Annotated in this window: 21 protein-coding genes; 2 read left to right on the top strand and 19 right to left on the bottom strand. The window is 72.9% G+C overall.

What is annotated here, in order from left to right; all coding sequences use genetic code 11:
- Positions 1 to 50 precede the first annotated feature (50 nt).
- The 3 genes from AB0I22_RS05800 to AB0I22_RS05790 all read right to left on the bottom strand — a co-directional run bounded on the left by AB0I22_RS05800 (position 51) and on the right by AB0I22_RS05790 (position 2,981).
- Entirely contained in the window at positions 51 to 920 is an 870-nt protein-coding gene (locus AB0I22_RS05800) for a 3-hydroxyacyl-CoA dehydrogenase family protein (protein ID WP_363129383.1), read from the bottom strand.
- A gap of 168 nt (positions 921 to 1,088) precedes the next feature.
- Complete coding sequence (locus tag AB0I22_RS05795) at positions 1,089 to 2,012, bottom strand: hypothetical protein (protein WP_363129382.1); 924 nt, start codon at positions 2,010 to 2,012, stop codon at positions 1,089 to 1,091.
- 78 nt (positions 2,013 to 2,090) lie between these two features.
- Complete coding sequence (locus tag AB0I22_RS05790) at positions 2,091 to 2,981, bottom strand: 3-hydroxyacyl-CoA dehydrogenase NAD-binding domain-containing protein (RefSeq protein ID WP_363129381.1); 891 nt, start codon at positions 2,979 to 2,981, stop codon at positions 2,091 to 2,093.
- A gap of 308 nt (positions 2,982 to 3,289) precedes the next feature.
- On the opposite strand from AB0I22_RS05790, the gene AB0I22_RS05785 reads away from it, so the two are divergent.
- Positions 3,290 to 4,213 carry a LysR family transcriptional regulator gene (locus AB0I22_RS05785; RefSeq protein ID WP_363129451.1) on the top strand — a complete coding sequence of 308 codons (924 nt, stop codon included), beginning with the start codon at positions 3,290 to 3,292 and terminating at the stop codon, positions 4,211 to 4,213.
- A gap of 203 nt (positions 4,214 to 4,416) precedes the next feature.
- Here the strand turns inward: AB0I22_RS05785 and AB0I22_RS05780 are convergent, their stop codons facing one another.
- The 12 genes from AB0I22_RS05780 to AB0I22_RS05725 all read right to left on the bottom strand — a co-directional run bounded on the left by AB0I22_RS05780 (position 4,417) and on the right by AB0I22_RS05725 (position 16,177).
- The gene (locus AB0I22_RS05780; RefSeq protein ID WP_363129380.1) at positions 4,417 to 5,073 is read right to left on the bottom strand and encodes a histidine phosphatase family protein; all 657 of its coding nucleotides are present in this window, start codon (positions 5,071 to 5,073) and stop codon (positions 4,417 to 4,419) included.
- Entirely contained in the window at positions 5,070 to 6,368 is a 1,299-nt protein-coding gene (locus tag AB0I22_RS05775; protein ID WP_363129379.1) for a cytochrome P450, read from the bottom strand. The genes AB0I22_RS05780 and AB0I22_RS05775 overlap by 4 nt, the downstream gene beginning before the upstream one ends.
- A 65-nt stretch (positions 6,369 to 6,433) precedes the next feature.
- On the bottom strand, positions 6,434 to 6,661 hold the full coding sequence (locus tag AB0I22_RS05770; RefSeq protein WP_363129378.1) for an adenosylhomocysteinase: 228 nt from the start codon (positions 6,659 to 6,661) through the stop codon (positions 6,434 to 6,436).
- Positions 6,661 to 7,134, bottom strand: a complete 474-nt coding sequence (locus tag AB0I22_RS05765; protein WP_363129377.1) for an NUDIX domain-containing protein — start codon at positions 7,132 to 7,134, stop codon at positions 6,661 to 6,663. The genes AB0I22_RS05770 and AB0I22_RS05765 overlap by 1 nt, the downstream gene beginning before the upstream one ends.
- Entirely contained in the window at positions 7,131 to 7,283 is a 153-nt protein-coding gene (locus AB0I22_RS05760) for a hypothetical protein (protein WP_363129376.1), read from the bottom strand. The genes AB0I22_RS05765 and AB0I22_RS05760 overlap by 4 nt, the downstream gene beginning before the upstream one ends.
- Positions 7,264 to 9,036 (bottom strand): carbamoyltransferase C-terminal domain-containing protein, encoded by a 1,773-nt coding sequence (locus AB0I22_RS05755; protein ID WP_363129375.1) that lies wholly within the window; start codon positions 9,034 to 9,036, stop codon positions 7,264 to 7,266. The genes AB0I22_RS05760 and AB0I22_RS05755 overlap by 20 nt, the downstream gene beginning before the upstream one ends.
- On the bottom strand, positions 9,036 to 10,019 hold the full coding sequence (locus tag AB0I22_RS05750; protein WP_363129374.1) for an NAD(P)-dependent oxidoreductase: 984 nt from the start codon (positions 10,017 to 10,019) through the stop codon (positions 9,036 to 9,038). The genes AB0I22_RS05755 and AB0I22_RS05750 overlap by 1 nt, the downstream gene beginning before the upstream one ends.
- On the bottom strand, positions 10,016 to 11,161 hold the full coding sequence (locus tag AB0I22_RS05745) for an NAD(P)-dependent oxidoreductase (RefSeq protein ID WP_363129373.1): 1,146 nt from the start codon (positions 11,159 to 11,161) through the stop codon (positions 10,016 to 10,018). Before AB0I22_RS05745 ends, AB0I22_RS05750 begins: the two co-directional genes overlap by 4 nt.
- Complete coding sequence (locus AB0I22_RS05740) at positions 11,158 to 12,378, bottom strand: adenosylhomocysteinase (RefSeq protein ID WP_363129372.1); 1,221 nt, start codon at positions 12,376 to 12,378, stop codon at positions 11,158 to 11,160. The genes AB0I22_RS05745 and AB0I22_RS05740 overlap by 4 nt, the downstream gene beginning before the upstream one ends.
- 73 nt (positions 12,379 to 12,451) lie before the next feature.
- Positions 12,452 to 13,510: a radical SAM protein gene (locus AB0I22_RS05735; protein WP_363129371.1), complete on the bottom strand. Its 1,059-nt coding sequence runs from the start codon at positions 13,508 to 13,510 to the stop codon at positions 12,452 to 12,454.
- A gap of 500 nt (positions 13,511 to 14,010) precedes the next feature.
- Positions 14,011 to 15,645 carry an LCP family protein gene (locus AB0I22_RS05730; protein WP_363129370.1) on the bottom strand — a complete coding sequence of 545 codons (1,635 nt, stop codon included), beginning with the start codon at positions 15,643 to 15,645 and terminating at the stop codon, positions 14,011 to 14,013.
- Positions 15,638 to 16,177, bottom strand: coding sequence for a DUF6542 domain-containing protein (locus AB0I22_RS05725; protein WP_363129369.1), 540 nt, complete (start codon positions 16,175 to 16,177; stop codon positions 15,638 to 15,640). Before AB0I22_RS05725 ends, AB0I22_RS05730 begins: the two co-directional genes overlap by 8 nt.
- Positions 16,178 to 16,420: 243 nt before the next feature.
- Between AB0I22_RS05725 and AB0I22_RS05720 the strand changes: the two genes are divergently transcribed.
- Positions 16,421 to 16,732, top strand: a complete 312-nt coding sequence (locus AB0I22_RS05720; RefSeq protein ID WP_363129368.1) for a hypothetical protein — start codon at positions 16,421 to 16,423, stop codon at positions 16,730 to 16,732.
- Positions 16,733 to 16,785: 53 nt separating this feature from the next.
- On the opposite strand, the gene AB0I22_RS05715 is transcribed toward AB0I22_RS05720, so the two are convergent.
- The 4 genes from AB0I22_RS05715 to AB0I22_RS05700 all read right to left on the bottom strand — a co-directional run bounded on the left by AB0I22_RS05715 (position 16,786) and on the right by AB0I22_RS05700 (position 21,457).
- Positions 16,786 to 17,262: a GNAT family N-acetyltransferase gene (locus AB0I22_RS05715; protein WP_363129367.1), complete on the bottom strand. Its 477-nt coding sequence runs from the start codon at positions 17,260 to 17,262 to the stop codon at positions 16,786 to 16,788.
- Between the two features lie 10 nt (positions 17,263 to 17,272).
- Positions 17,273 to 18,817, bottom strand: coding sequence for a GMC family oxidoreductase N-terminal domain-containing protein (locus AB0I22_RS05710; RefSeq protein ID WP_363129366.1), 1,545 nt, complete (start codon positions 18,815 to 18,817; stop codon positions 17,273 to 17,275).
- A gap of 117 nt (positions 18,818 to 18,934) precedes the next feature.
- Positions 18,935 to 20,110: an FAD-dependent monooxygenase gene (locus AB0I22_RS05705; protein WP_363129365.1), complete on the bottom strand. Its 1,176-nt coding sequence runs from the start codon at positions 20,108 to 20,110 to the stop codon at positions 18,935 to 18,937.
- A 9-nt stretch (positions 20,111 to 20,119) separates the two neighbouring features.
- Complete coding sequence (locus tag AB0I22_RS05700) at positions 20,120 to 21,457, bottom strand: AMP-binding protein (RefSeq protein WP_363129364.1); 1,338 nt, start codon at positions 21,455 to 21,457, stop codon at positions 20,120 to 20,122.
- Between the last annotated feature and the right edge of the window lie 39 nt (positions 21,458 to 21,496).

Raw genomic sequence — 21,496 nt, 5'->3', positions numbered from 1 at the left:
GATGCCTGGAAGGAATGGATCGGACGGTAGTGCCGCCGAAGCTCCGGCGATCAGGCCGGGGTGTCGTACGAGTAGAAGCCCCTGCCGGACTTCACGCCCAGGCGGCCCGCGTCGACGTACTTCTTCAGCAGCTCCCTGGGGCCCGCGGGCAGGTGGGGGCGCTCCTGCGCGTAGTGGTTCTCGATGTCCAGGACGACGTCCAGGCCGACCTGGTCCATCATCCGGAAGGGCCCGGTGCCGAGCCCCATGTTGATCTTCCACATCTCGTCCACGTCCTCGGGCGTGGAGACCCCCTCGGCCACGACCTCCAGCGCCTCGCGCTTGATCGCGGCCCAGACCCGGTTGAAGATGAAGCCCGTGGACTCCTGGTGCGCCACGAAGGGGAAGATGCCGTAGCGCGGCAGCTCGCGCATGAGCAGGTCGAGAATGGCCGGGTCGGTGTGTCCGTCGGACATGAGGTCGATCGCGTTCTGCTGCGGCGGCATGTAGAAGTGCATGTTCAGTACGCGCTCGGGGTGCTCGACCCGGTCGATGAACTCACTGGTGGCGTACGAGGAGGAGTTGCTGGCCAGGATGGTGTCCGGCCGGGCCGCCCGGTCCAGTTCCCCGAAGATCTCCTTCTTGAGGTCCAGTCGTTCCGGGATCGCCTCCACCACCAGCCAGGCGTCGCGCAGCGCCTCGGCCAAGTCGTGGGTGACCGTGACCCGGCCCGGCTCTCCGCCCTCGATCTTCGCCGCGACCTCGGCCACGTGCTGCTCGACGTAGGACAGCGCCGCCTCGTCGGCCTGGTGCGACGTGTCGTAGATCCGTACGAGCCCTCCCCGCGTGGCGAACATCAGGGCGATGCGCCGGCCGAGGGTGCCGGCGCCGATGACGGCGACCGGCCGGTTCTCAATGTCTGTGGGGATGGTGAAGGCCATGTCGGGTCCTCTGCTTTCTGGGGTGCTGAGGCTGGTGGCTGCGGGAGACCGACGCCGGTCCGGGGGACGGGTCGGGTCCGGTCCCGTGCTGGGTCCGGCCTGGTGCCCGGTCCGGGCTCGCGGGGTTCTGCCGTCAGGTCCGCTCGGGCTCGGGGCGGGGTTCTGCCGTCAGGTCTGCTCGGGCTCGGGCAGGAGGCACAGCCCGGTCAAGGGGGACTCCAGCGCGGCTATCTCGCGCGGTTCCTGTCCGGCCGCGGGGCCGTCGGGCAGGGGTATGGCGCGGATGTGACCGCCGAGGTCGGAGACGTAGGCGATGCCCTCCCGGCTGTCGACGGCGAGGCCGATCGCCTCGGTGAAGCCGTCCGCGAGGATCTCGGGCGCCTGCCCCGTCGCGCCGGGCCCGGGAACGGGCGCACGGTTGAGCGTGTTGCCGTGGGGCGGTGCGCCGCGGTCCGTCCAGTACAGCCGGCCGCTGTCGAGATGGAGGTCGATCGGTTCGGGCAGGTCCTGCCAGAGCACCTCGATGTCGGAGCGGTTCTCGGCGCTCTCGCCGGCGGGGAGGTCCAGGCCGGCGCGGAGGATGCGGCCCTTGCCGCCCTTGGCCGGTCCCTTCTGCGTCCAGTACAGGTGCCCGCGCACGGGATCGACCGTCACGCCGACGCACTCGGCCAGGATGCCGTCCTCGGCGCGGTTCACCACGAGATCGGTCAGACCGCTGCCGTCCACCCGGACCCGGCTGATGCGATGGCCCTCGCGGTCGCCCCAGTACAGCGTGCCCGCGCCGTCGCTGGTCAACTGCTTGCCGGTGGTCAGCGCTCCGGTCGGCACCACGTCGCCGCGGGAGCCGTCGTCCAGGCTCATGGAGTGGATGCCGCCGTCGCGGGGGGAGAAGTCCTGACCGGCCTCGCCGGGTGTTCCGGGGTCGACCAGGGGAGTGCCCATGGTGGTCCAGTAGGCGATACCGGAGTCCACGACGATGCCGTCCGGGGCGGCGCCCGCGTCGTGGAGGAGCGTGTGCACCCGGCCGTCCGGAAGGCCGACCTTCAGCACCTTCCCGGGTACCACCTGCAATGCCAGTAGTTCTCGTGACACGTTGATCGTCCTTGTTCCTGCTCGTCCTGGCTCATCCATGGTGTTTCGACCTGTCAGGCCATCGGTCGCGGGGCGGCGTCACTCCGGCCGCCTGTCCCCGGCGGCGGGCTCCGTCCAGCCCAGCGGTTCGAGGACGGCGCGGGTACGGCCGTCCCGCACGCCGGCGAGGCGCTCGTACGCGGGCTCTCCGGTGCCGTACGTCTGCTCGACGGCGTCGAGCACCTCGCCCATCCGCGCCGGGTCCGGGGCGCCGATGTCGAAGGACATCTGGGAGCCGACGTGCTCCGCCAAATGGCGCATGCCGCCGGGCCCGCCGCCCAGGACGCCGCTCTCGAACGGACCGATGGTGGCCCAGCGCAGGCCGAGCGAGGCCCGGACCAGGTCGTCGAGGTCCCGGACGTCGATCACGCCTTGCTGCACCAGGTAGGCGGCCTGGTCGTTGAACACCTTCTGGAGGCGGTTCCCCACGAACCCGGGGATCTCCTTCTTCAGCCGGATCGGCAGCTTGCCGAGCCCGCGGTAGACCTCGACGGCGCTGTCGGCCGTACGGGCGGAGGTCCGCGGCCCCGGCACCACCTCGACGAGCGGCATCAGCTCCGGCGGATTGAAGGGGTGGCCGATCACGATCCGGTCCGCCGCCGGGTTGCCCCGGGCGATCACCGAGGGGAGGAGGGAGGACGAGGACGAGGCCAGCACCACGTCGTCGCGCGTGGACGCGGCCAGCGTGGCGAACATCCGCTCCTTGACCTCGACGCGCTCCGGACCCGCTTCCTGTACGAAGTCGGCGCCGGTCGCCGCCTCGGCCAGGTCGGCGGTCGCCGTCACCGGCAGGTCCGCCAGCTCGCGCGCCACCAGCTCGGGCAGGTCGGGCCGCGGGTCGCTGACCCGGACCTCCCAGCCCGCCGCGCCGAACAGCCGCGCCCAGGAGACGCCGATGACACCGGCGCCGACGATCGTCACGACGGCCACGAAAATCACCCCACAGGAAGGAGAGCGGAACCAGCTCGGGAGGCACGGGGGCGGCCCCGCCACCAGCGAACGGGACGGGGGAGGGAACGGCCACTTGAGGCTCGTACGACAGGCCCGTGCGACAGGTCCGTATGGCTGGCCCGTACGACAGGTCCGTATGGCTGGGCCGTACGTCAGGGCCGTACGACAGGTCCGTACGACAGGCTCGTGCGGCGAGCTCCGGCCGCCGTGCTCCGGCGGGTTTGATCGATTCCAGTGGACACCCGAGGATTCCAGTCTGTCCAATATATGATCCAGTAGTGACTGATATGGCAAGTGATATCAACCTGTCGCGGCGGCTGCTGGAACAGTTCCTGGTGGTGGCGCGGGAGAAGCACTTCGGCCGGGCCGCCGAACTCCTCGGCATGAGCCAGCCGCCGCTCAGCCAGTCGATCCAGCGTCTGGAACGGGCGGTGGGCGCGCGCCTGCTGGAGCGCGGCTCCGGCGGGGTGCGGCTGACCGCGGCCGGAGAGGTGTTCGCGGCCGACGCGCGACGGCTGCTCGATCTCCAGACCGCGATGGTCGAGCGGGCCCGGCGGGTCGCGAGCGGCCTCGAAGGGGAGGTCCGGGTCGGCTATGTCAGCCTGCTCAGCCACCTCTACCTGCCCACGATGCTGCGGACCGCGGCCGAGCGCCTGCCCGGGCTCCGGGTGCATCTGCACCACGGCTCCTCGCAGGAAGTGGCCGACCGGGTGCGTACCGGGGCGCTCGACCTCGGATTCCTGCGGGACCCAGCGCGGCTCTCCGACGACCTCGTCAGCAGGGTGATCGCCACCGAGCGGATCGGCGCCGCGGTGCCGAGCGAGCACCGGCTGGCCGACACCGGCGGCATCGCCCTCTCCCAGCTGCGGGAGGAGGACTTCGTCCTGCCCGACCCGACCGCCCTGCCCGTCCTCGCCGAACAGCTCCAGAACGTCTGCCACCAGGCGGGGTTCACCCCTCGCGGGGCCGTGGTCGCCGACGACCTCAGCGGCCTGTTCAGCTACGTCGCCGCGGGGCTGTACGTGAGCCTGCTCCCCGAGGACCTGCGGCACCTCGCGGTGCCGGGCGTGAGCTTCGTCCCGCTGCACGGGCCGACCGGCCGCCTGGACACCACCGTGTACGCCGTCTACCGCCCCGACGCCGACCGGGCCGTGATCCGCCTGCTGGAAATGATCACGAGCCTGCCGCCTGGGAATCTGCCGGGCCTGTGACGGCCTGACGGCCTGACCGACCGGCTGCCCGGCCGCCCGGCCGGCGGCGCCTCTCCGGGCGGACCGGGCCCTGGTGGGCGGCCGGTGGGACGGCGAAGGCCGCGGACGGTACGCACCGCGTACCGCGCCCGGTTCGCCCGCCGGCTCGGCCGCCCGCCGGCTCGGCCGCCCGGCGGCTCGGCTGACTGGCGGCCGCTCGCCGGTCAGTTCAGATGGCTCACATCGTTGTGGCACAGCAGCGTCCACCCCAGCCGGTCACCCGGCGGCGGCCACGGCAGCGGCCGCCGCGCCCAGTGCGTCAGACAGGCCGGGCCCGATGTGAACGAGGTGTGCGCCCGTACGCCCGCCGGAAGGTCGAGCAGGAGCTGGTTGACCGCCGTGATCGTCTCGCCGTGCGCCACGACCAGTACCCGCTGCCCCGCGTGCCGCTCCAGGAGCCGGTCCACCGCGGTCCGTACCCGTGCCAGGTACGCGCCCCAGCTCTCGCCGTCCGGTGCCAGCGGACGGTCGGGGCTGAGTACGGGCGTGCCGCCGAAGGCGTCGACGACCTCCCGCCAGGGGCGTCCGTCGCCCGTGCCGCAGTCCGCCTCGCGCAGGCCGGGCTCGGTGACCGCGGGCAGGCCGAGGGCCGCCGAGACGATACGGGCGCTCTCCCGCGCGCGGCGTAGCGGCGAGGTGTACAGGGCGTCGACGGGGCGCCGGGCGTGGTCTTCACGCAGCCGCCGGGCCAGCCGCCGCACCTGTTCCCGGCCGGTCTCCGTGAGACCTCCGCAGCCCATCGGGCCGCCGACCGTGCCCGTACGGCTGCTCACCGATTCGCCGTGACGCACCAGCAGGAGTTCGGTGGGTCCCTGTCTCAATTGCCGTTCCCCGCAACGGGGATGACCGGAACCTCGGGGACCGCCCGCAGTGCGGCCGGCAGGCCCGGGCCTCGTCGCTCGCCCTTCGTGAACGTCGCGGGCAGCGACACGAAACCGTTGACCTGACCCACTGACGGATAGTCGACGGCCTCCGACCCGATCACCTCGTAGTCCGGCAGCCGCTCCAGGACGGCGCTGAGCATGGTCTGGAACATCAGCCGGGCGAAATGGGCCCCCAGGCAGCGGTGGATGCCCGCCCCGAACGCGAGGTGCCGGGCCGACGCACGGTCCACGCGCAGCAGTTCGGGGGAGTCCACGGCCGCCGGGTCGTGGTTGGCGGCCGCCCAGGAGATCAGCACCCGGTCGCCCGCCCGCAACGGGCAGCCGCCCAGCTCGTGATCGCGGGTCACCGTACGGGCGTTGAAGTGGATGGGGGAGAAGTAGCGCAGGAATTCATCCGTCGCGCTGTCCAGCAGCGCCGGATCACCGGCGATCCGGCGGCGCTCGTCCGGGTGGCGGGCCAGCCACTCCAGGCTCCGGCCGAGCAGCGCGGTGGTGCTGTCCGCGCCGCCGAAGAACAGCAACTGGCAGACGCTGACGGCCTCTTCGTCGGTGAGGTGCGCCGCCTCGGCCGTCAGATAGCTGATCAGATCGGCGCGCGGCGACCGGCGGCGGTCCGCGACCACGCCCCGGAGCAGGGCGAGCACCTCGTCCAGCAGCCGCCCGGCCTCGGTGTGCTCCGCGCTGCCGGGTGTGCTGGAGACCAGCGTGTGGAAGGGGTGGGTCAGCTCCCGCCAGTCCTCGGCGGGCAGCCCGAGCCAGGCGACCACGAAGCAGGCGGGCAGCGGGAACCCGAGGTCGCCGACGAGGTCGATCCGCCCGGACTCGATCCGCTCGTCCAGCAGCGCGGCGGTGAGGCCGGACAGCCACGGCCGCCACACCTCGCACGCGGTGTGCGAGAACCGCGGGCCGAGCAGCCGCCGGTAGCGGAAGAACTCGGGCGGGTCCACCTCCTGCGGGATGCTGCGGGTCCCGGACGAGAAGGGCACGCCGACGCCGCGGAAGCCGCCGCGCTCCCCCGTGGGGTCGTGGTCGGAGGAGTACGTGGCGTCGTCGCCGGCCACGGCGGCGACGGTCTCCTCGCTGGAGACCACCCAGAACCCGCCGTGCCGCTCGGAGCGGGCCACGGGGCGGCGTTCCCGCAGCTCGCGGTAGATCTCCGGCCACCGCTGCCCGTACTCGGCCGAACCGAAGTCGAAATCGGTCCCGTACCCCGACTGTCCGTTTCCGTGCATCGTGACCACCTCGGTTCGGCCTGGAGGGCGTGCCCGCCCGGTTCGGTCGGGGACGGGAGTGGTGCTCAGTAGCAGTAGTGCTCCGGCTTGTACGGACCCCGGACGGGGATGCCGATGTACTTGGACTGATCGTCCGTCAATTCCGTCAACTCGCCCCCCAGTGCCCGCACATGGGTGCGCGCGACCTTCTCGTCCAGCTCCTTCGGCCACCGGTGGACCTGGCGCTCGTACCGCCCGCGCGCGGAGAACAGCTCCACCTGCGTGATGACCTGGTTGGCGAACGAGCAGGACATCACGAACGGCGCAGCTCAGCGGTGTGCGGGGAGCCGGTGGCCGTTCGGGGCGGCGGCTCCGGCCAGTCCAAGCTTTCGAACCAGACCCCCGCGCGGTAGTTGGCGACGGCGGTGCGCATATACGGAATGACGTCGGCGGGCAGCTCGCGCACCGGGCTCCACAGCAGCTCGGAACACTTGGCGGGCTCGGCGTTGACCGGGGCGCCCGTCCAGCTCCGGCACGCGGTGAAGAAGTCGACCCGGCTCCCGTCGGCCCGGCGGTGCACGACCGACACGACGTCGACGGCCTCGGGCGCCGCCACCACGCCGACCTCCTCACGGGCCTCCCGGACGGCGCCCTGCCGCACGCTCTCGTCGTCCTCCAGATGCCCGCCGACCAGGCTGAGCCAGCCGTCCCGGTAGCCGGTGCCGCGCCGCCGGGACAGCAGGACGCAGCCGTCGCGCAGCAGCAGCATCCAGACGGCGGCGATCAACGGGCGTCAGCGCCCATACGGGCTCCGGGGGCCGTGCCCGTACGGATCGCGGGGCTCGCGCCCGTACGGACCCTGGAGCCCGTGCCCGTACGGGCCTCCGCGCCCGCGCCCGTACGGGCCGCCCGGCCGTCACCCGCCGAGTGACGCATGATCCACCTCGGCCTCTGCCGTCTCCGCCGCCCCTACCGTCCCTGTCGCTCCCGCCGCCCCGGCCGCCCCGGTGACGGCGGCGGCCGGTCCGCCCGGCAGCAGCGCCGGGTCCTTCGCGGCCAGCCACGGCCCGAGCACCAGCAGGTCGAGTTCGCTGCCGAGGAAGGTGCGGACCGCGTCGGCGGGGGTGTTCACGATGGGTTCGCCCGCCAGGTTGAACGAGGTGTTGAGCACGACCGGCACCCCGGTCAGCTCCTCGAAGCGGTGGATCAGCGACCAGTACCGGGGGCTGTGCTCGCGGTCCACCGACTGCGGGCGGGCCGTGCCGTCGACGTGTACGACGGCCGGTACGCGGGAGCGCACCTCGGGCCGTACGGTCGCCGACACGTTCATGAACGGGGAGCGGTGCGGGGCGTCGAAGTACGTGTCGAACCGCTCGGCCAGGACGCTCGGCGCGAGCGGGCGCCAGATCTCGCGCCCCTTGATCCGGTTGAGCCGGGAGACGATCTCCCGGCTCCTGGGGTCGGCGAGCACGCTGCGCGCGCCGAGCGCACGCGGCCCGATCTCCGCGCGCCCCGAGCACCAGCCGACGATCCGGCCCTCGGTCATGGCGGTCGCGACGTGGCCGATCAGCTCGGTCTCCGGCACCCGTACGACGTGCAGCCCGTCCGCCCGCAGTGCCTGGGCGAGCTGCGCGTCGTCTGGGCCGGGCCCCCAGTAGGCGTGGTCGATGCGGGTGGGGGTGAACGCCCCGCCCGTCGCGCGGGCGTGCGCGTGGGCGACCTGGAGCGCGGCGCCGAGGCTGACGCCGGGGTCGTGGGCGACGGGCAGGAAATAGTACTCGTCGAAGAGGCCGCTGGCGGCGATGCGGGAGTTGGCGGAGCAGTTCTGCGCGACGCCTCCGGCCACCACCAGCCGCCTGCTGCGCGTCGCGTCGCGGGCGTGCCGGGCGAGGTCGAGCAGCGCCTGCTCCAGGGCGGCCTGCGCGGAGGCCGCGAAGTTGGCGTACACCATCTGCTCCGCGTGCTGCCCGTCCAGGTACGGGAACGCGGTCCGCCGCCAGAAGGACAGCAGCGCGTCGCGCATCTCGGTACGGGTGTCCGCGGTGTGCCCGACCCGCAGCTCCTCCGCGATGGCGGGGCCGCCGTCCTCGGTGACCAGCGGCATCGGCTCCCGTGCCCGGCCGTACGCGGCCAGCCCCATCAGCTTGCCCTCGCCGCGGGAGTTGGCGGTCTCCAGGCCCGCGTACTGGGTGGCCGCCCGGTAGAAGTGGCCGAGGGAGGCGTTGACCGGGTAGCTCGCCAGCGTCCGGATGCCGTCCCCGTCGCCGTACGCGATCGAACTGGACTCCCGCTCGCCCTGCCCGTCCACCACCACGATGGCCGCCTCGTCGAAGCCGCTGGACCACAGGGCGCTGGCCGCGTGCGACAGATGGTGGGCGACCGGCACCGCCTTCGGCCGCAGCGGGCGGTCGAACTCGGCGGGCAGGGCGTTGTCCAGCTCCAGGTGGGGCGCGGCGGGCAGCGCCGGTTCGAAGCGGTCGATGTCCCAGCCGGTGGCGATGGCCGCGACGTCGGCGGCGCGTGCGCCGGCCTGCCGCAGACAGGACCGTACGGCCTCGATGGGCATCTCCAGCCGGGCCCGCTTGCGGCGGCTGAACCGCTCCTGCTCGGCCATGGCCAGCAGCCTGCCGTCCTCCAGCAGCGCGGCGGAGGGGTCGTGGAAGCCGAAGTTGATTCCCAGGACGAGCATCAGTGAGCACCCCGCGCCATGGGCTCGATGAGGTCCCGCAACGGTTGCCCTTCCTCCAGACGGACGATGTTGGCGCAGGCGGAGCGGAAGTACATCTCGGCTACCTCCCGGGTGCGACCGGCGATATGGGGTGTCAGAAGCAGATTCGGGGCCCCGTCGAGCGGCGAGCCGGGGCCGAGCGGCTCGGCGGCGAACACGTCGAGCGCGGCCCCGGCGAGGCGGCCGGAGCGCAGCGCGGCCGCCAGGGCGGCCTCGTCCACCAGGCCGCCGCGCGAGGTGTTGACGAAGTAGCCGCCCGGGCGCATGAGCGCGAACTCCTCCGCGCCGAAGCGGTAGTCGGCGGCGTCGGCCCGTACGTGCAGGCTCACCACGTCGGCGGCGGGCAGCAGTTCGGCCAACGGGCGGTAGCGGACGCCGAGTTCGCGCTCCCGGGGCGGGGTGAGCCGGGTGCGGGAGAAGTAGCCGACGTCGGCGCCGAAGGCCGACAGCAGCCGGGCCGCGGCCGTGCCGACCCGGCCCATGCCCACCAGCGCCACCGAGGCGCCGGCCAGCTGCCGGGTCGCCGCGTCGAACCGGTTCGAGGCGCGCCACTCGCCGGAGCGTACGAACGCGTCGGCGTCGGGCAGCCGGCGCAGCAGCGCCAGCGCTGCCATGACGGTGTGTTCGGCGGTGGCCGCCGCCGCGAAGCCGGACTTGTTGTGCGCCACCGGCACGCCGTGCGCCCGGGCGGCGGCCAGCTCCCCAGTGATGTCGTACTGTCCGCGGCCCAGGCGCTGCACCAGGCGGACGCGGCGCAGGAGCGCGAAGTCCGCTTCGCCGAGCGGCTCCTGATCCACCATGATGACGTCGCACCGGCCGAACTTTGCCTCCCGGTCCGGGTCGTCCGCGCCTGAGTACTCCAAGTGGAAGCGGGGCAGGGCCAGTTCGGCGGCGAGGACGCACTGCCCGAGCGCGCTGATGACGCCGCGGACGAGGACGTTCACGAAGCCTCCCGGTCCGGGTCCGGCAGCCAGTCGTGGCCGAGCGCGGCGAGCTTGCGCCGGGCCACCTCCGCCTCCACCTCGGCGGGCACCGGCAGCAGCCGCGGCGGCAGGCCGTCGGGCGGAGCCGGCCGCGCGGCGAGGTGGGTCAGGCACAGGGCGTGCAGCGCCAGGGAGATGTCCATCATCTCCGGCGGGTTGATCCCCGCGTAGACGTGGTTGCCGCCGGGCCCCTCCAGGAGGGTCAGCCGCTTGCCGTCCAGGACGTAGTCGACCCGTCCGGGCGCGGCCGTCCGGCCGGTGGCGGCCATGGCGAGCGCCGCCCGGTCGATCTCCTCGGCGCAGTGCCCGATGCCGCCGAGCACCGCGCCGTCCTTGAGAGTGCGCAACCGCTCCAGGGAGAGGACCCGCCGCGCGTCGGTGACGGTGATGACGACATCGGCGGCGGGCAGCGCCTCGTCGAGCGGCACCAGCCGGTGCCCCTCGTAGACCGCCCGCAGCGCGGCCACCGGGGAGACCTCGGCGACCTCGACGCGGCAGTGGCACCCCCGCGCGTAGTCGGCGACCGCGCGCCCAGTGACGCCGTAGCCGACCACCAGCACGCTCTTCCCCGCGAGTTGAACACCGGCGTCGAGCACGCCGAGGAGCGCGGCCTGCCCCGTGCCGTGCGCCGTCTCGACCGCCGACTTGAGGGAGGAGGCGGCCACGGAGAACAGCGGGAACGGCAGCGCGCCGCCCGCCTCGGTCACCTTCTTCACCGCGTTCCGCGAGTGGGCCGTGCCGCCGAGCACCGGCGTCGCCCCGTCCGTACGGCTCCACAGCAGGGCCAGTTCGCCGTTGTCGACGACCAGGTCCGGCGCGAAGCCGAGCACCTCCCGGACGCCGGAGTCCGACTCCTGGAGCGGTGTGTCCAGCACCCGCGCGCCGAGCGCGGCCATCTCCCGGCCCGCCTCCGGGTCGAAGGTGGTGGATTTGGACGACACCACGACGACGCGGGCGCCGCCCGCGCGGAGCACCCGCACGAGCTGCGCCGCCTCGCCGGTGACATTGAGGGCGGCGGCCACCTTGCTGCCGGCGAGCGGACGCCGCTGCCCGAAGTCCCGCGCCAGGGAACGCAGTACGGGCATCGGCGCGGTGCCGGTCATCCGACGTATCCCAACGCCCTGAGCTTGGCGCGGGCCACGTCCTCCGTCAGCTCCCCGGGGGCCGCCGACAGGCCCGGCGGCAGGGCGCCGCGCCGCTCCCACAGCCGTACGGCGCACAGGGCGTGCAGCGAGAGCGAGAGGTCCATCATCTCGCTGGAGTTGCCGCCCCCGCAGACGTGGTTGAACTGCACCCCGCCACCGAGCAAGTACACCGACTTGTCCGGGAGTTGGTATTCGTCGAGACCGGTGGAGACCGACAGGACCTTCTTCGACGCGGCGGCCAGCGCGGGCACGTCGATGGCGTCCGCGTAGTGCCCGATGTTGCCGAGCACCGCGCCGTCCCGCAGCAGGTCCAGGTCGTGGCCGCCGATGACGCCGTGCGTGCCGGTGGCCACGATGACGACGTCGGCGTTGCTCAGCGCGTTGGTCAGCGAGTCGATCCCGTGTCCGTCGGCGGCCGCCCGCAGGCAGGCCACGGCCGAGACGTCCACCACCGTCACCCGGGCCCGCAGCGCCGACACGTAGGAGGCGATGCCGCGGCCCGCGGTCCCGTACCCGACGACCGCCACGTTCTTGCCGCTGAGCTGCATGCCGGTGGCCCCGATGACCGCGGCGGCGGTGGACTGACCGGTGCCCATGGGCGTCTCGATCGCGTTCTTGAGCGGGTTGTCCACCAGCGACAGGACGGGGACCGTGAGCGGCGAGCCCGCCGCGGCCAGCGCCTCGACGGTCTGCGTGCCACTGCGCGAGTGCACGGTCGCTCCGATCAACTCCCGTGCTGCTTCCGGACGTTCGCCGCAGGCGACGAGGAGCGCGGAGTTGTCGATGAGCAACTGTGGCCGGAAGTCGGCGAGATGTTCGGCGAGCCGGTCGGGTCCGGCCGCCGGGTCCGGGGCGAGGACCCGGATCGTACGGTGCCGCTCCAGCTCGGCCACCGCGCCCGCGTCCACGGTCCTGGGGTTCGACGGATGCAGCAGGACGTGCGCCCCGGCGTCCTTGAGGGCGACCAGCAGATGGGCGCTCTCGGGGCTGACGTGCAGGGCCGCTGCGATACGGACGTCGCGCAGCGGCCTCTCGGGCCGGAACCTCCGGCGGAGTCCGGCGAGCACCGGCATCTGCCGCCAGGCCAGCTTGATCCGCGCGCGCTCGGCGGCCTGGGTCCGTACCGCGGCGGCCGGGCGGCCGGCGACTGCCTCCTCGGGTGGGGCTACGGCCATGTCTGTGCTCTCTCCTCTTCCCGGGCGCCGGGGCGCACCCCGGCGCCCGAAGGCCCCTCCGGCCAACTCGGTGTCACGCCTGGGACTTCCACAGCCGGCACATCGACACGAGCCCCTCGGGCTTCTGGGGCTTGCCGTTCTTGGCGAGCACCTCCTCGGCGGGGCAGCCGCTCAGCCACGGCTCGTCCTTGGCCTGGAAGGCGGCCTGGGTGAACAGCTCGAACTCGTTGTGCTGGCGGTTCAGCCGCAGCCCGCGGTCGGTCATCGTGGCGAAGTGCATCGGCTCGTCGAACAGCACCGAGCAGACGTAGCAGCGGCCGTCCGGGAAGATCGACAGCCGGTCGAGCGAGCAGCCGACGCAGCCGCGGTACCCCTCGTCGATGTACCGCTCCAGCTTCTGGGGGCCCGCGTAGGTCGGCGGGTACCAGATCGACGTCCGGTAGTCGTCCTTGATCGACTCCAGGTACTCGTAGAAGTCGATCCAGCGCTGCGGGGAGAGCGACCACTCGTCGGCGTTGGCGATCCCGCGCCCCTCCTCGGAGAAGACGTGGAAGTTGACCATCTTGACGCCGAGTTCGTCGGCGAGCGCGAGGAGCGGCGCCGCGTCGTCGATGTTGAGCTGGGAGATCGTGCAGATCAGGCGCACGTCGTAGCCCGCGGCGATGGTCTCGCGGATGCACGGGACCGTCCTGTCGAACATGCCCTCGCCGCGGATCGCGTCGTGCGTGGCGGGGCTCGCGCCGTCCAGGCTGAAGGAGATGTAGTGCAGCTTCGCCGGGTCGATCTTGTCGATGGTGCGCTCCAGCAGACCATTGGAGTTGATCATGATCTGCTTGTAGCCCAGCTCCTCGGCGTAGTCGACCATGCGGGGCAGGTCGGGGTGGAGCGTGGGCTCGCCGCCGAGGAAGGTGATGTACTCGCCGCCCAGGGTGCGGCAGTAGTCCATGATGTTGCTCGCGCGGTCGAACGTCAGCGACAGCCCGCGCTCCAGCCGGTCGCCCATGTAGCAGTGCCCGCACCGCAGTTGGCACTTCTCGGTGACGTACAGATAGATGTTGTGGAACCGCTTGTAGTGGACGCGCGAGCGGTCACGGGAGCTGGTCACGCTCTCCACGGGAACAAAGGTAGCCATTGCGCACTCCCCGTTCGGCAGGGTTTCCGGGCAGGCTCGGCGGAGCGGCGACGGATCGGAGGGGACCCGGCCGGCGACGCGTGAACCTTGGCACGTGCGTGGTGCTCCGCGCGGCGGACGTCAGCGAATCCTCGATCGGATCGGGTGCTCGACACGGCAATTGGGCCGGTGTTCACCGCCGCACGCCATTGAACGTAAGGCGGGTGTTCCGGGGGATGTGAGTGTTATTCCAGCCGCTCCCCGAGGCCCCAGGGGGGCTCGTGACGCATGTATTCGCCACCGAAGCGGCGCGCGGGCCGGCGCCTCCGGGGGCGGGTCAGGGGCGAGTGCGGGACACGCTCCTGACGCCGTGAACAGCGGCAGCGCCGACCGCACCGGCCCGGAGACGCCGCCGCGGCCGGGGGAATGGAGATCCCGGCCGCGGCGGTGTCCGAAAGGTGACGCTCGGCGCTAGTAAGGTAACGCTAAGTTTCCGCTCCTCAACGCCGTTGCCGCGGGCGTCAGTTCACACACGGCACGCCGCCCGCCTTCACCGCCGGACCCGAGGTGTCGTTGTCGTCATCGGAGGATTTCGACGAGGAGTCGCCCGAGTCGCCGCCCGACTTGCCGTCATCGGACGTGGCGTCCGACTCGGCCGGGAGCTTGTAGTCGTGACCGAGCGTGATGCTGACGTGTCCCGCGGGTACCGACGCGCTCGCGGTGGGCGCGGCCGTCTTGAGCCGGTCCGCGATCTGCTGCGCGGCCTTCTGCGCGCCGCTCCCGTAGGTGATCGTGGTCTGCGGCTGCCCCGGGGCGTCGCCCGCCATGCCACCGGTGTAGCCGAGCTTGACCAGGGCCTTGAGCTCGGCGTCGGCGGCTCCGGTGCTCCCGTTGCCGTTGCGGACGTCGACGGTGCCGGAAGCGGCCTTCTCTGGCTTCTCGGACTTCTTGCCGCCGGAGTCCTTCGACCCCTTCGAACCCTTCGAGGCGTCGGCGGTGGCGAACGCCTTCTGGACGATCTTCCTGACCTGGTCCGGGTCGACCAGGTTGACCGACTCCTTGTTGCGGGTGCCGAAGCCGGTGATCGGCAGGGTGTGGAAGACCACATTGCCGCCGGTGAGGTTGGGTGCCTGCTGGGCGAAGTCCAGCACGTCCCACGACTTGTCGAGGACGAGGTCCTTCTTCACGACGTCGAAGAGCCCCTGCAGCTTGCCCAGATCGCTCCACGCGCCCTGGTTCTTCAGCTCGTGCGTGACCGACGAGATGAACGCCTGCTGGCGGCGGGTGCGGTCCAGGTCGCCGTTGAGCAGCCCGTGGCGCTGGCGGACGAAGGCCAGCGACTGCTTGGCGTCGAGCTTCGAGACCCCGGCGGGGAAGTCCGCGCCCGAGTAGTGGTCCTTCACCGGATGCTTGAGGCAGACCGTGATCGGCTGGAGCACCTTGGCTATGTCGTAGAAGCCCAGCAGATTGACCTCGGCGAAGTGGTCGATCGGCACGTCCAGGAACTTCTGCACCGTGGCCAGCGTCGCCTCCCGCCCGGCCTCCCGGCTCCGGCCCTCCAGGTCCGCGCCCTTCACGCCCTTCGCGGTGAGCTTGTCGTGGGCCCCGGCGTAGGCGTTGGAGTACGCCTCCTTGATCTTGAAGTGGCCCTGCACGGAACCGTCGCCGTTGTAGGTCTGCACATAGTCGTCGCGGGGCACCGAGAACGCCTGGACCTTGCCGCCGCCCTTCGGTATGTGCATCAGGATCAGCGTGTTGGTGTTGTAGTAGCCGATCTCGCTGGACCCCGCGTGCAGCTGGTCCTGGACGAACTGCTTGGACAGGTCCTTGCCGTCCATGTCCTTCCGCGAGTCGAGGCCGATCAGCAGCAGGTTCACCGAGCTGTCGAGGTGCTTGGGCGCGTTCTTCTTGATGGAGTCCAGCGCGTTCGACGTGGTCATGCCGTCGGTCAGCGAGTGGTACGCGTACCAGGCGGCGCCGCTGGAGATCAGCACCACGGCGGAGGCGGCCCAGACCATGGCGCGCAGCGCCAGCACCATCCGCGGCGGCCGGCCCGTACCGGCCTTCGTGCCGCCCGCGCCCCGGGGACGGGCGCGGCGGCCACGGGCCCCGTGCCTGTTCGGCCCCGGCTGCCGGGACCCCTGCTCCTCAGCCATTTCCACGCCTCCCGCGCCCCAGGCCGAACACGCCGCGTACGGCCAGTACCGCGAGCGCCGCGCACTCCGCGGCCGCCATCGCCGGGAAAGCGGCGACGGCCCAGCGCACCAGGTCCGTGGTGAGCGTCTTGCCGTCGGAGGCCCCGGCGCCGAGCAGCCCCGCGCCCGCCGTCACCACGAACACCACCAGCGGGGGCAGCGGCACCACCCACCACAGGGCGTGCCGCCGGGCCGCCAGGACCGTCGCCCAGGCCGCGCCGAGCGCGCCCCCGGCCGCCAGCGCCCACCCCGGGCCGGAGCCGATCACGCTGTCCACGGCGACGCCCAGCAGCGGCGGCACCACCAGCGCCACGGCCACCGCGCCGCGCCGGGCGGCGGGGGCGCCGCTCGCGCGCGCGGACCCGCGCGCGCCGACCGCTCCGGGAGCGGCGGGCTCCCCGGGGGCGGGCCGCTCCAGCGGGGGATACGGGGCGCCGCGAGCGCTCCGGCGGGCCCGTCCGCCGCCTGCTGCCCGTGTCTGCTGTTCTTGCATACGTCCGCTCTCACCAGTTCGTTCGGCGGTCTGCCGGCTTCCCCCGGCCAGCCCGTTCCGGCCGTGCCTGTGCTCTTCGGTCAGTGAGATGGCTCGCTCGCCGAGTGAGTTGCCTGGTCACGCAAGCTCGCAAGCGTCTATGACGAGAACCACACAGGTGAGCCGGGGGCGGGGTCGCTAATATAGTTGCAAGCTTGCGCAATTGAGCAACTCGCGGGTCCGATGGATCAAGGGGAAGGGGCAGTGGAGTTGTCGCAGGAGCAGCAACCGCCGACCGGCAGCGCGAACCTCCGGATCGGGGCGGCCGTGGCCCAGGTCGAGGGCCTGTATACCGCCCTGCGCACCACCGCCCCCGGGGCGCGCAGAGATCAGCTCATGGCCGACCTCGCGCGGGCGGGGCGGCGCCTCGCCGCCGTCACCGAGGCGACCGCGGCCGCGTCCGCCGCCGCGTCCACGGGCGGCGGCGGGATCGTGCCGCCCCGGTCGCGGTGGCAGCGCCGCCGCGCGCTGGCGGCCCGCGGAGCCGGCTGGCTCGCGGCCCGCACGGAGCCGTGAAGACGGGCACGGGGCGACGCTGATCGAAAGGCCGGCCCCGGGCGCTCCCCCGTCTACTTGGGCGGGGCGTCCGGCGTCCAGCGCATGGTCATGTCAGGCAGGTTCTCCATGTTCCGGCTGCCGTCGTTCGTGTCGAGCACGGTGAAGCCATGGTGCTCGTAGAAGCGTCGGGCGTCCGTGTTGAGTTGGAACACGCGCAGCGACATCCCGTCCGGGCTGTGCCGCCTGGCCTCGTCGAGGAGCAGCGTGCCGATGCCCCGGCGGCGGACGTCCGGGCGCAGATAGAGATGTTCCAGCATGTCTCCCTCAAGGGCGGCGTAGCCCAGCACCTCCTCGCCCAGGACCGCGGCCCACACCCGGCACTCCTTGAACACGACGTGCTCGATCCACCACGTGACCTCGTCCTCACCGCGCCGCTGCGCCGGGAGGTACGGCATCGTCGCCGCGCGGGACGCCAGATGGATACGCGCGATCACCGCCGCGTCCGCCGTGTCCGCGTCCCGTATCCGCACCCCGTCGCCATGATTCACGGGGGCGACCCTACAACGGCCCCCCATCGGCCCCGCCTCCGAGCAGGAGGTCGGCGGCCTTCTCGCCGATCATGATGGTCGGGGCGTTGGTGTTCCCGGAGGGGACCGACGGCATGACCGACGCGTCCGCGACCCGCAGCCCCGCGACGCCGTGCACCCGCAGCTCGGGGCCGACGACCGCCAGCGAGTCCTGCCCCATCCGGCACGTACCGACCTGATGGTGGTACGTGCCGACCGCGCGGCGCACATAGGCGCGCAGGTCGGCGCGGGTACGGGCGTCCGGACCCGGGGCGGCCTCCGCCTTCCGCCAGCCGTCGAACCGCGCGCTGCGGCCGATCTCCCGCGCCAGCTCCACCGCGTCCACCAGCGACTCCAGATCGTGCGGCTCCGCCAGCACGTTGGGGTCCACAAGCGGGGCGGCCTCCGGGTCCGCCGAGGCCAGCCGCAGGGCGCCGCGGGAGAGGGGGCGCACGATGCCGGGGGCGATGGTGTAGCCGTGCTCGGGCACCGGATAGGACTCGGCCGGGTAGACCAGGTGCATGAACAGCGGCTGAAGATCGGGGCCCGGCCGCCGCGCGTCGGTCGACGCGAACAGTTGGCTCTCCAGGAGGTTCGCCCGCCCCTCCGGCAGCGGCCGCGACGCCTCGTAGACATTGCTGACCAGCAGGTGGTCGTGGAGGTTCGCACCGACCCCGGGCAGGTCCGCGGCGACCTCGACCCCGACCCGCCGGAGCTGGTCCGCGGGCCCGATGCCGGACAGCAGCAGCAACTGGGCCGACCCGATCACGCCGCCGCACAGCACCACCTCCGCCGTCCCGTACGCCTGGTGGAGCGCGCCGCCGGCCGCGTACTCGACGCCGACGGCCCGGCCGCCCTCCAGCAGCACCCGGTGCGCCCGCGCGGCGGCGCTCACCTTCAGCGCCGGATGCGCGGCCACCGGCGCCATGAAGCTCTGCCACGCGCTCATCCGCCGGCCGTCGCGGATCGTGACGTGGTTGAGGCCCACGCCCGTCATCCGCTCGCCGTTGAAGTCGTCCGTCGGCGCGTGCCCCAGATCGACCGCCGCCGCCACGAACGCCTCGGCGGTGGGGTGGGGTTCGGCGATCCGGGCGACGGGGAGCGGGCCGCCCCGGCCGTGCCAGGCGCTCGGGCCGTCGGCGTGGTCCTCGGAGCGCAGGAAGTACGGCAGCACGCTGTCCCAGTCCCAGCCGGGGCAGCCGCCGTACGCCCAGGAGTCGTAGTCGCTCCGGTGGCCGCGAATGTAGATCATGCCGTTCAACGAGCTGCTGCCGCCCAGTACTTTGCCGCGTGGCCAGAACAACGACCTGTTGTTCGCGTGACGCTGAGGGACGGTCATGACCGACCAGTCCACCTTCGAGCCCAGCAGTGCGGGCCACCCCTGCGGGCTGTGCACCGCCGGGTCGTCGTCGGCCGGCCCGGCCTCCAGCACGTGCACCGAACGCCCCTGGTCGAGCAGGCGCCGTGCGATCACGCTGCCCGCCGACCCCGCGCCCACGATCACATAATCGTGCTCGATCCGCCCCGGTTGCGACATGGCTTCGGCTCCCGACCCCTCGACGCTGGGGGCACATGGTAGAGGAAGCGGCGCGCGAAAGGAGGGTGCCGGCGGGGCGGAGGGCAGCTTATGAGCCGCCGTGGAATCCACCTCAACTCAGTACCTGCTGCCGGGAATTCCGGCGTCGCGCGGGCCGTACGGAGTCGAGTCCAGCCAGCGGCCCGCGCGGCGGGAGTGCGGGGCCGAGGCGGCGGCCAGGCGCTGCGCGCCGCGGCTCCACGGCGAGGTGAGGTGCGCCAGAACGCGGCCCGCGGCACGGCAGTTGAGGGTCGCGGCCTCGCGGCGGGCGCTCGCGTAACCGGCGACGTCGCCGTCGGTCAGCGCCGTCGCGGCCGCCGCGGCGTCGGCGATGCCGGAGTTCAGGCCGCGCGCGCCGAACGGCGCGAAGAGGTGCCCGGCCTCCCCGGCGAGCAACACCCGGCCGTGCGCGTCGGCGAAGACGTCCGCGACGGCCTGCTGGAAGCGGTACCGCGAGGACCAGGTGACGGCGTCGGGGTGCCCCTCGGGCAGCAGGGCGGGCAGCCAGTCGGCCGCCGACGAGGCCACGGCGTCGGCGTCGTCCCCGCGTCCGCACTGCACATCCACGCGCAGGCCGCCGCGGAAGGGAGCGGTCAGCACGTTCCGGCCGCCCAGCCGCGGATCGCGGTAGTGGAAGGCCCGCTCCGCGGGCAGCGGATGACCGGGGTCGTCCGCGACGTCGAGGACGACGAACGTATGCGGGGAGCGCGGCCCGCGCAGCCCCGCGCCGATGGCCTCGCGGACCGCCGACCGGGCCCCGTCGCAGCCGATCGCGTACGCGGCGCGGTGCACACCCGCAGGGGTCCGCACCAGCACCCCGTCCGGCGCCGAGGACAGCGAGCCGACCGGCTCCTCCCAGCGGACGTCCACCCCGGCCCGGCCGCAGGCGGCCCGCAGCTCCTCCTCGATGACGGGCTGCGGGAGGCAGGAGAACGGCGCCCGGTGCGCCGGGGGCGGGTGGTACGTACGGCGGTGCACCTCGCGGCCCGCGTAGTGCGTGCTGTGCCCGCTCCATACCAGCCCCCGGCCGACGAGCGCCGCGCCGAGCGCCGGATCGGCGCCGGCCAGCGTGGCCAGGGACTGCCGGTGCAGGAAGATAGCCCGGCTGCCCGGCCGGGGCGCGCCCCGCGCCGCGGCCTCCAGCACGGTGACGCCCAGCCCGCGGGCGCGCAGCAGCAGCGCGGCGGCCAGGCCGACGGGGCCCGCGCCGACGATCAGTACGGAGGGTGAAGTGGATGAATGACGGCTGGTCATGATGGTCACCTAGTCTGTGAGTTGGGCGCGCGCGATCTTTCCACCCGCGGTGGTGGGGAGTTGGGGAAGAAACGTCGTACGGCGCGGAATCTTGTACGGAGCCAGCTGTTCCCGGCAGTGGGCGACGATGGCCTTGCCGTCCGGGCGCCGACCGGGGACGGCGGCGATCCAGGCGCGGGGGACCTCGCCGCGCACCGCGTCCGGCATCGCCGTGACGGCGACGGCGGCCACGTCCGGGTGAGCGGCGATCACCCGCTCCACCTCCGCCGGATAGACGGAGTAACCACCGCACAGAATCACGTCCTTGAGCCGGTCCACGACCGTGATCTCGCCGTCCCGGCCCACCCTCCCGATATCCCCGGTGCGCAGCGCGCCGTCAGGCCCCAGGGCCCGCGCGGTGGCCTCGGGGGCGTTGAGATAGCCGGGCGTGACCAGCGGGCCGCTCACCAGCAACTCGCCGTCCTCGCCGGTGCGTACGGCAGTGCCCGGCACGGCCGGCCCGGAGGTGCCCGGATGGTCCGGGTCGTCGGCGGGGGTGAGCGAGGCGAGGCCCGCCAGTTCGGTCATGCCCCAGCCCTCGGCGAAGACGGCGCCGGAGCGCTCCTGCCACCGGACGGCGAGCCGCCGCCCGGCCGGCTGGCCCGCCGAGAGGGAGCAGCGCACCGACTCCAGCGGCAGCCCGGGGCAGGCCAGCAGCCTGCGGTACATGGTGGGCACGCCGGCCAGCACGGTGGGCCGGTGGCGGCGCAGCGCCCCGGCGACGGCCTCCTCGGAGAACCGGGCCAGGAGTACGAGCGTGGCTCCGGAGCAGAGCGCGGCGTTCAGTACGTTGGCGCCGAAGGTGTGGGCGAGCGGAAGCGGGCTGAGCACGGTGTCGCAGGGCCCCAACTCCAGCCGATCCGCGATGTGTTCACCGCCGAGGCGGACCGCGCGGTGCGTCTGGAGCGTGCCTTTCGGGCGGCCGGTGGTGCCGGATGTGTAGGCGATGGCGGCGATCTCGGAGAGGTCCGCCGCGACCGCTCGGGGCGGGGCGCCGGGCCCGTCGCGGGCCACCGGAAGGGCGGTGAGGGTGCGGGCGGCCGAACTGTCGCTCAGCGCGTGGCGGATCTCGTCCGGTGCGGAGGCCGCGTTGAGCGGGACGCTCACGGCGTTCAGCTCCGCCAGTGCCAGATAGTCGATGACCCATTGCCGCCCGTTGGGGCGGCAGAGGAGGGCGCGATCGCCGGACCGCAGGCCAGCGGCGGCGAGTTCGGCGGCCCTGGCCGCCACCGCCGATAGCAACTCGCCGTGGGACAAGGGCCCTTGTTCGTCGATAAGGGCGGTGCCGGAGTGGTGGTTCGGGTACATGCGTACTCCTTGCGGAGGGGAGAAGGCGAAGAGCCGGGT

The organism is Streptomyces sp. NPDC050610 (assembly GCF_040654875.1).
In the GTDB taxonomy this organism is placed as follows: Bacteria; Actinomycetota; Actinomycetes; order Streptomycetales; family Streptomycetaceae; genus Streptomyces.
The sequence above is the reverse complement of the archived record's forward strand: the minus strand, read 5'-3'. Positions and strand labels throughout refer to the sequence as shown.

Excerpts from the sequence above, each read along its gene's own strand:
- AB0I22_RS05725 (WP_363129369.1), bottom strand. The coding sequence starts at position 16,177 with ATGCAAGAACAGCAGACACGGGCAGCAGGCGGCGGACGGGCCCGCCGG.
- AB0I22_RS05740 (WP_363129372.1), bottom strand. The coding sequence starts at position 12,378 with ATGGCCGTAGCCCCACCCGAGGAGGCAGTCGCCGGCCGCCCGGCCGCC.
- AB0I22_RS05800 (WP_363129383.1), bottom strand. The coding sequence starts at position 920 with ATGGCCTTCACCATCCCCACAGACATTGAGAACCGGCCGGTCGCCGTC.
- AB0I22_RS05785 (WP_363129451.1), top strand. The coding sequence starts at position 3,290 with ATGGCAAGTGATATCAACCTGTCGCGGCGGCTGCTGGAACAGTTCCTG.
- AB0I22_RS05745 (WP_363129373.1), bottom strand. The coding sequence starts at position 11,161 with ATGACCGGCACCGCGCCGATGCCCGTACTGCGTTCCCTGGCGCGGGAC.
- AB0I22_RS05705 (WP_363129365.1), bottom strand. The coding sequence starts at position 20,110 with ATGACCAGCCGTCATTCATCCACTTCACCCTCCGTACTGATCGTCGGC.
- AB0I22_RS05735 (WP_363129371.1), bottom strand. The coding sequence starts at position 13,510 with ATGGCTACCTTTGTTCCCGTGGAGAGCGTGACCAGCTCCCGTGACCGC.
- AB0I22_RS05710 (WP_363129366.1), bottom strand. The coding sequence starts at position 18,817 with ATGTCGCAACCGGGGCGGATCGAGCACGATTATGTGATCGTGGGCGCG.
- AB0I22_RS05775 (WP_363129379.1), bottom strand. The coding sequence starts at position 6,368 with ATGCACGGAAACGGACAGTCGGGGTACGGGACCGATTTCGACTTCGGT.
- AB0I22_RS05730 (WP_363129370.1), bottom strand. The coding sequence starts at position 15,645 with ATGGCTGAGGAGCAGGGGTCCCGGCAGCCGGGGCCGAACAGGCACGGG.
- AB0I22_RS05760 (WP_363129376.1), bottom strand. The coding sequence starts at position 7,283 with ATGCGTCACTCGGCGGGTGACGGCCGGGCGGCCCGTACGGGCGCGGGC.
- AB0I22_RS05755 (WP_363129375.1), bottom strand. The coding sequence starts at position 9,036 with ATGCTCGTCCTGGGAATCAACTTCGGCTTCCACGACCCCTCCGCCGCG.
- AB0I22_RS05770 (WP_363129378.1), bottom strand. The coding sequence starts at position 6,661 with ATGTCCTGCTCGTTCGCCAACCAGGTCATCACGCAGGTGGAGCTGTTC.
- AB0I22_RS05700 (WP_363129364.1), bottom strand. The coding sequence starts at position 21,457 with ATGTACCCGAACCACCACTCCGGCACCGCCCTTATCGACGAACAAGGG.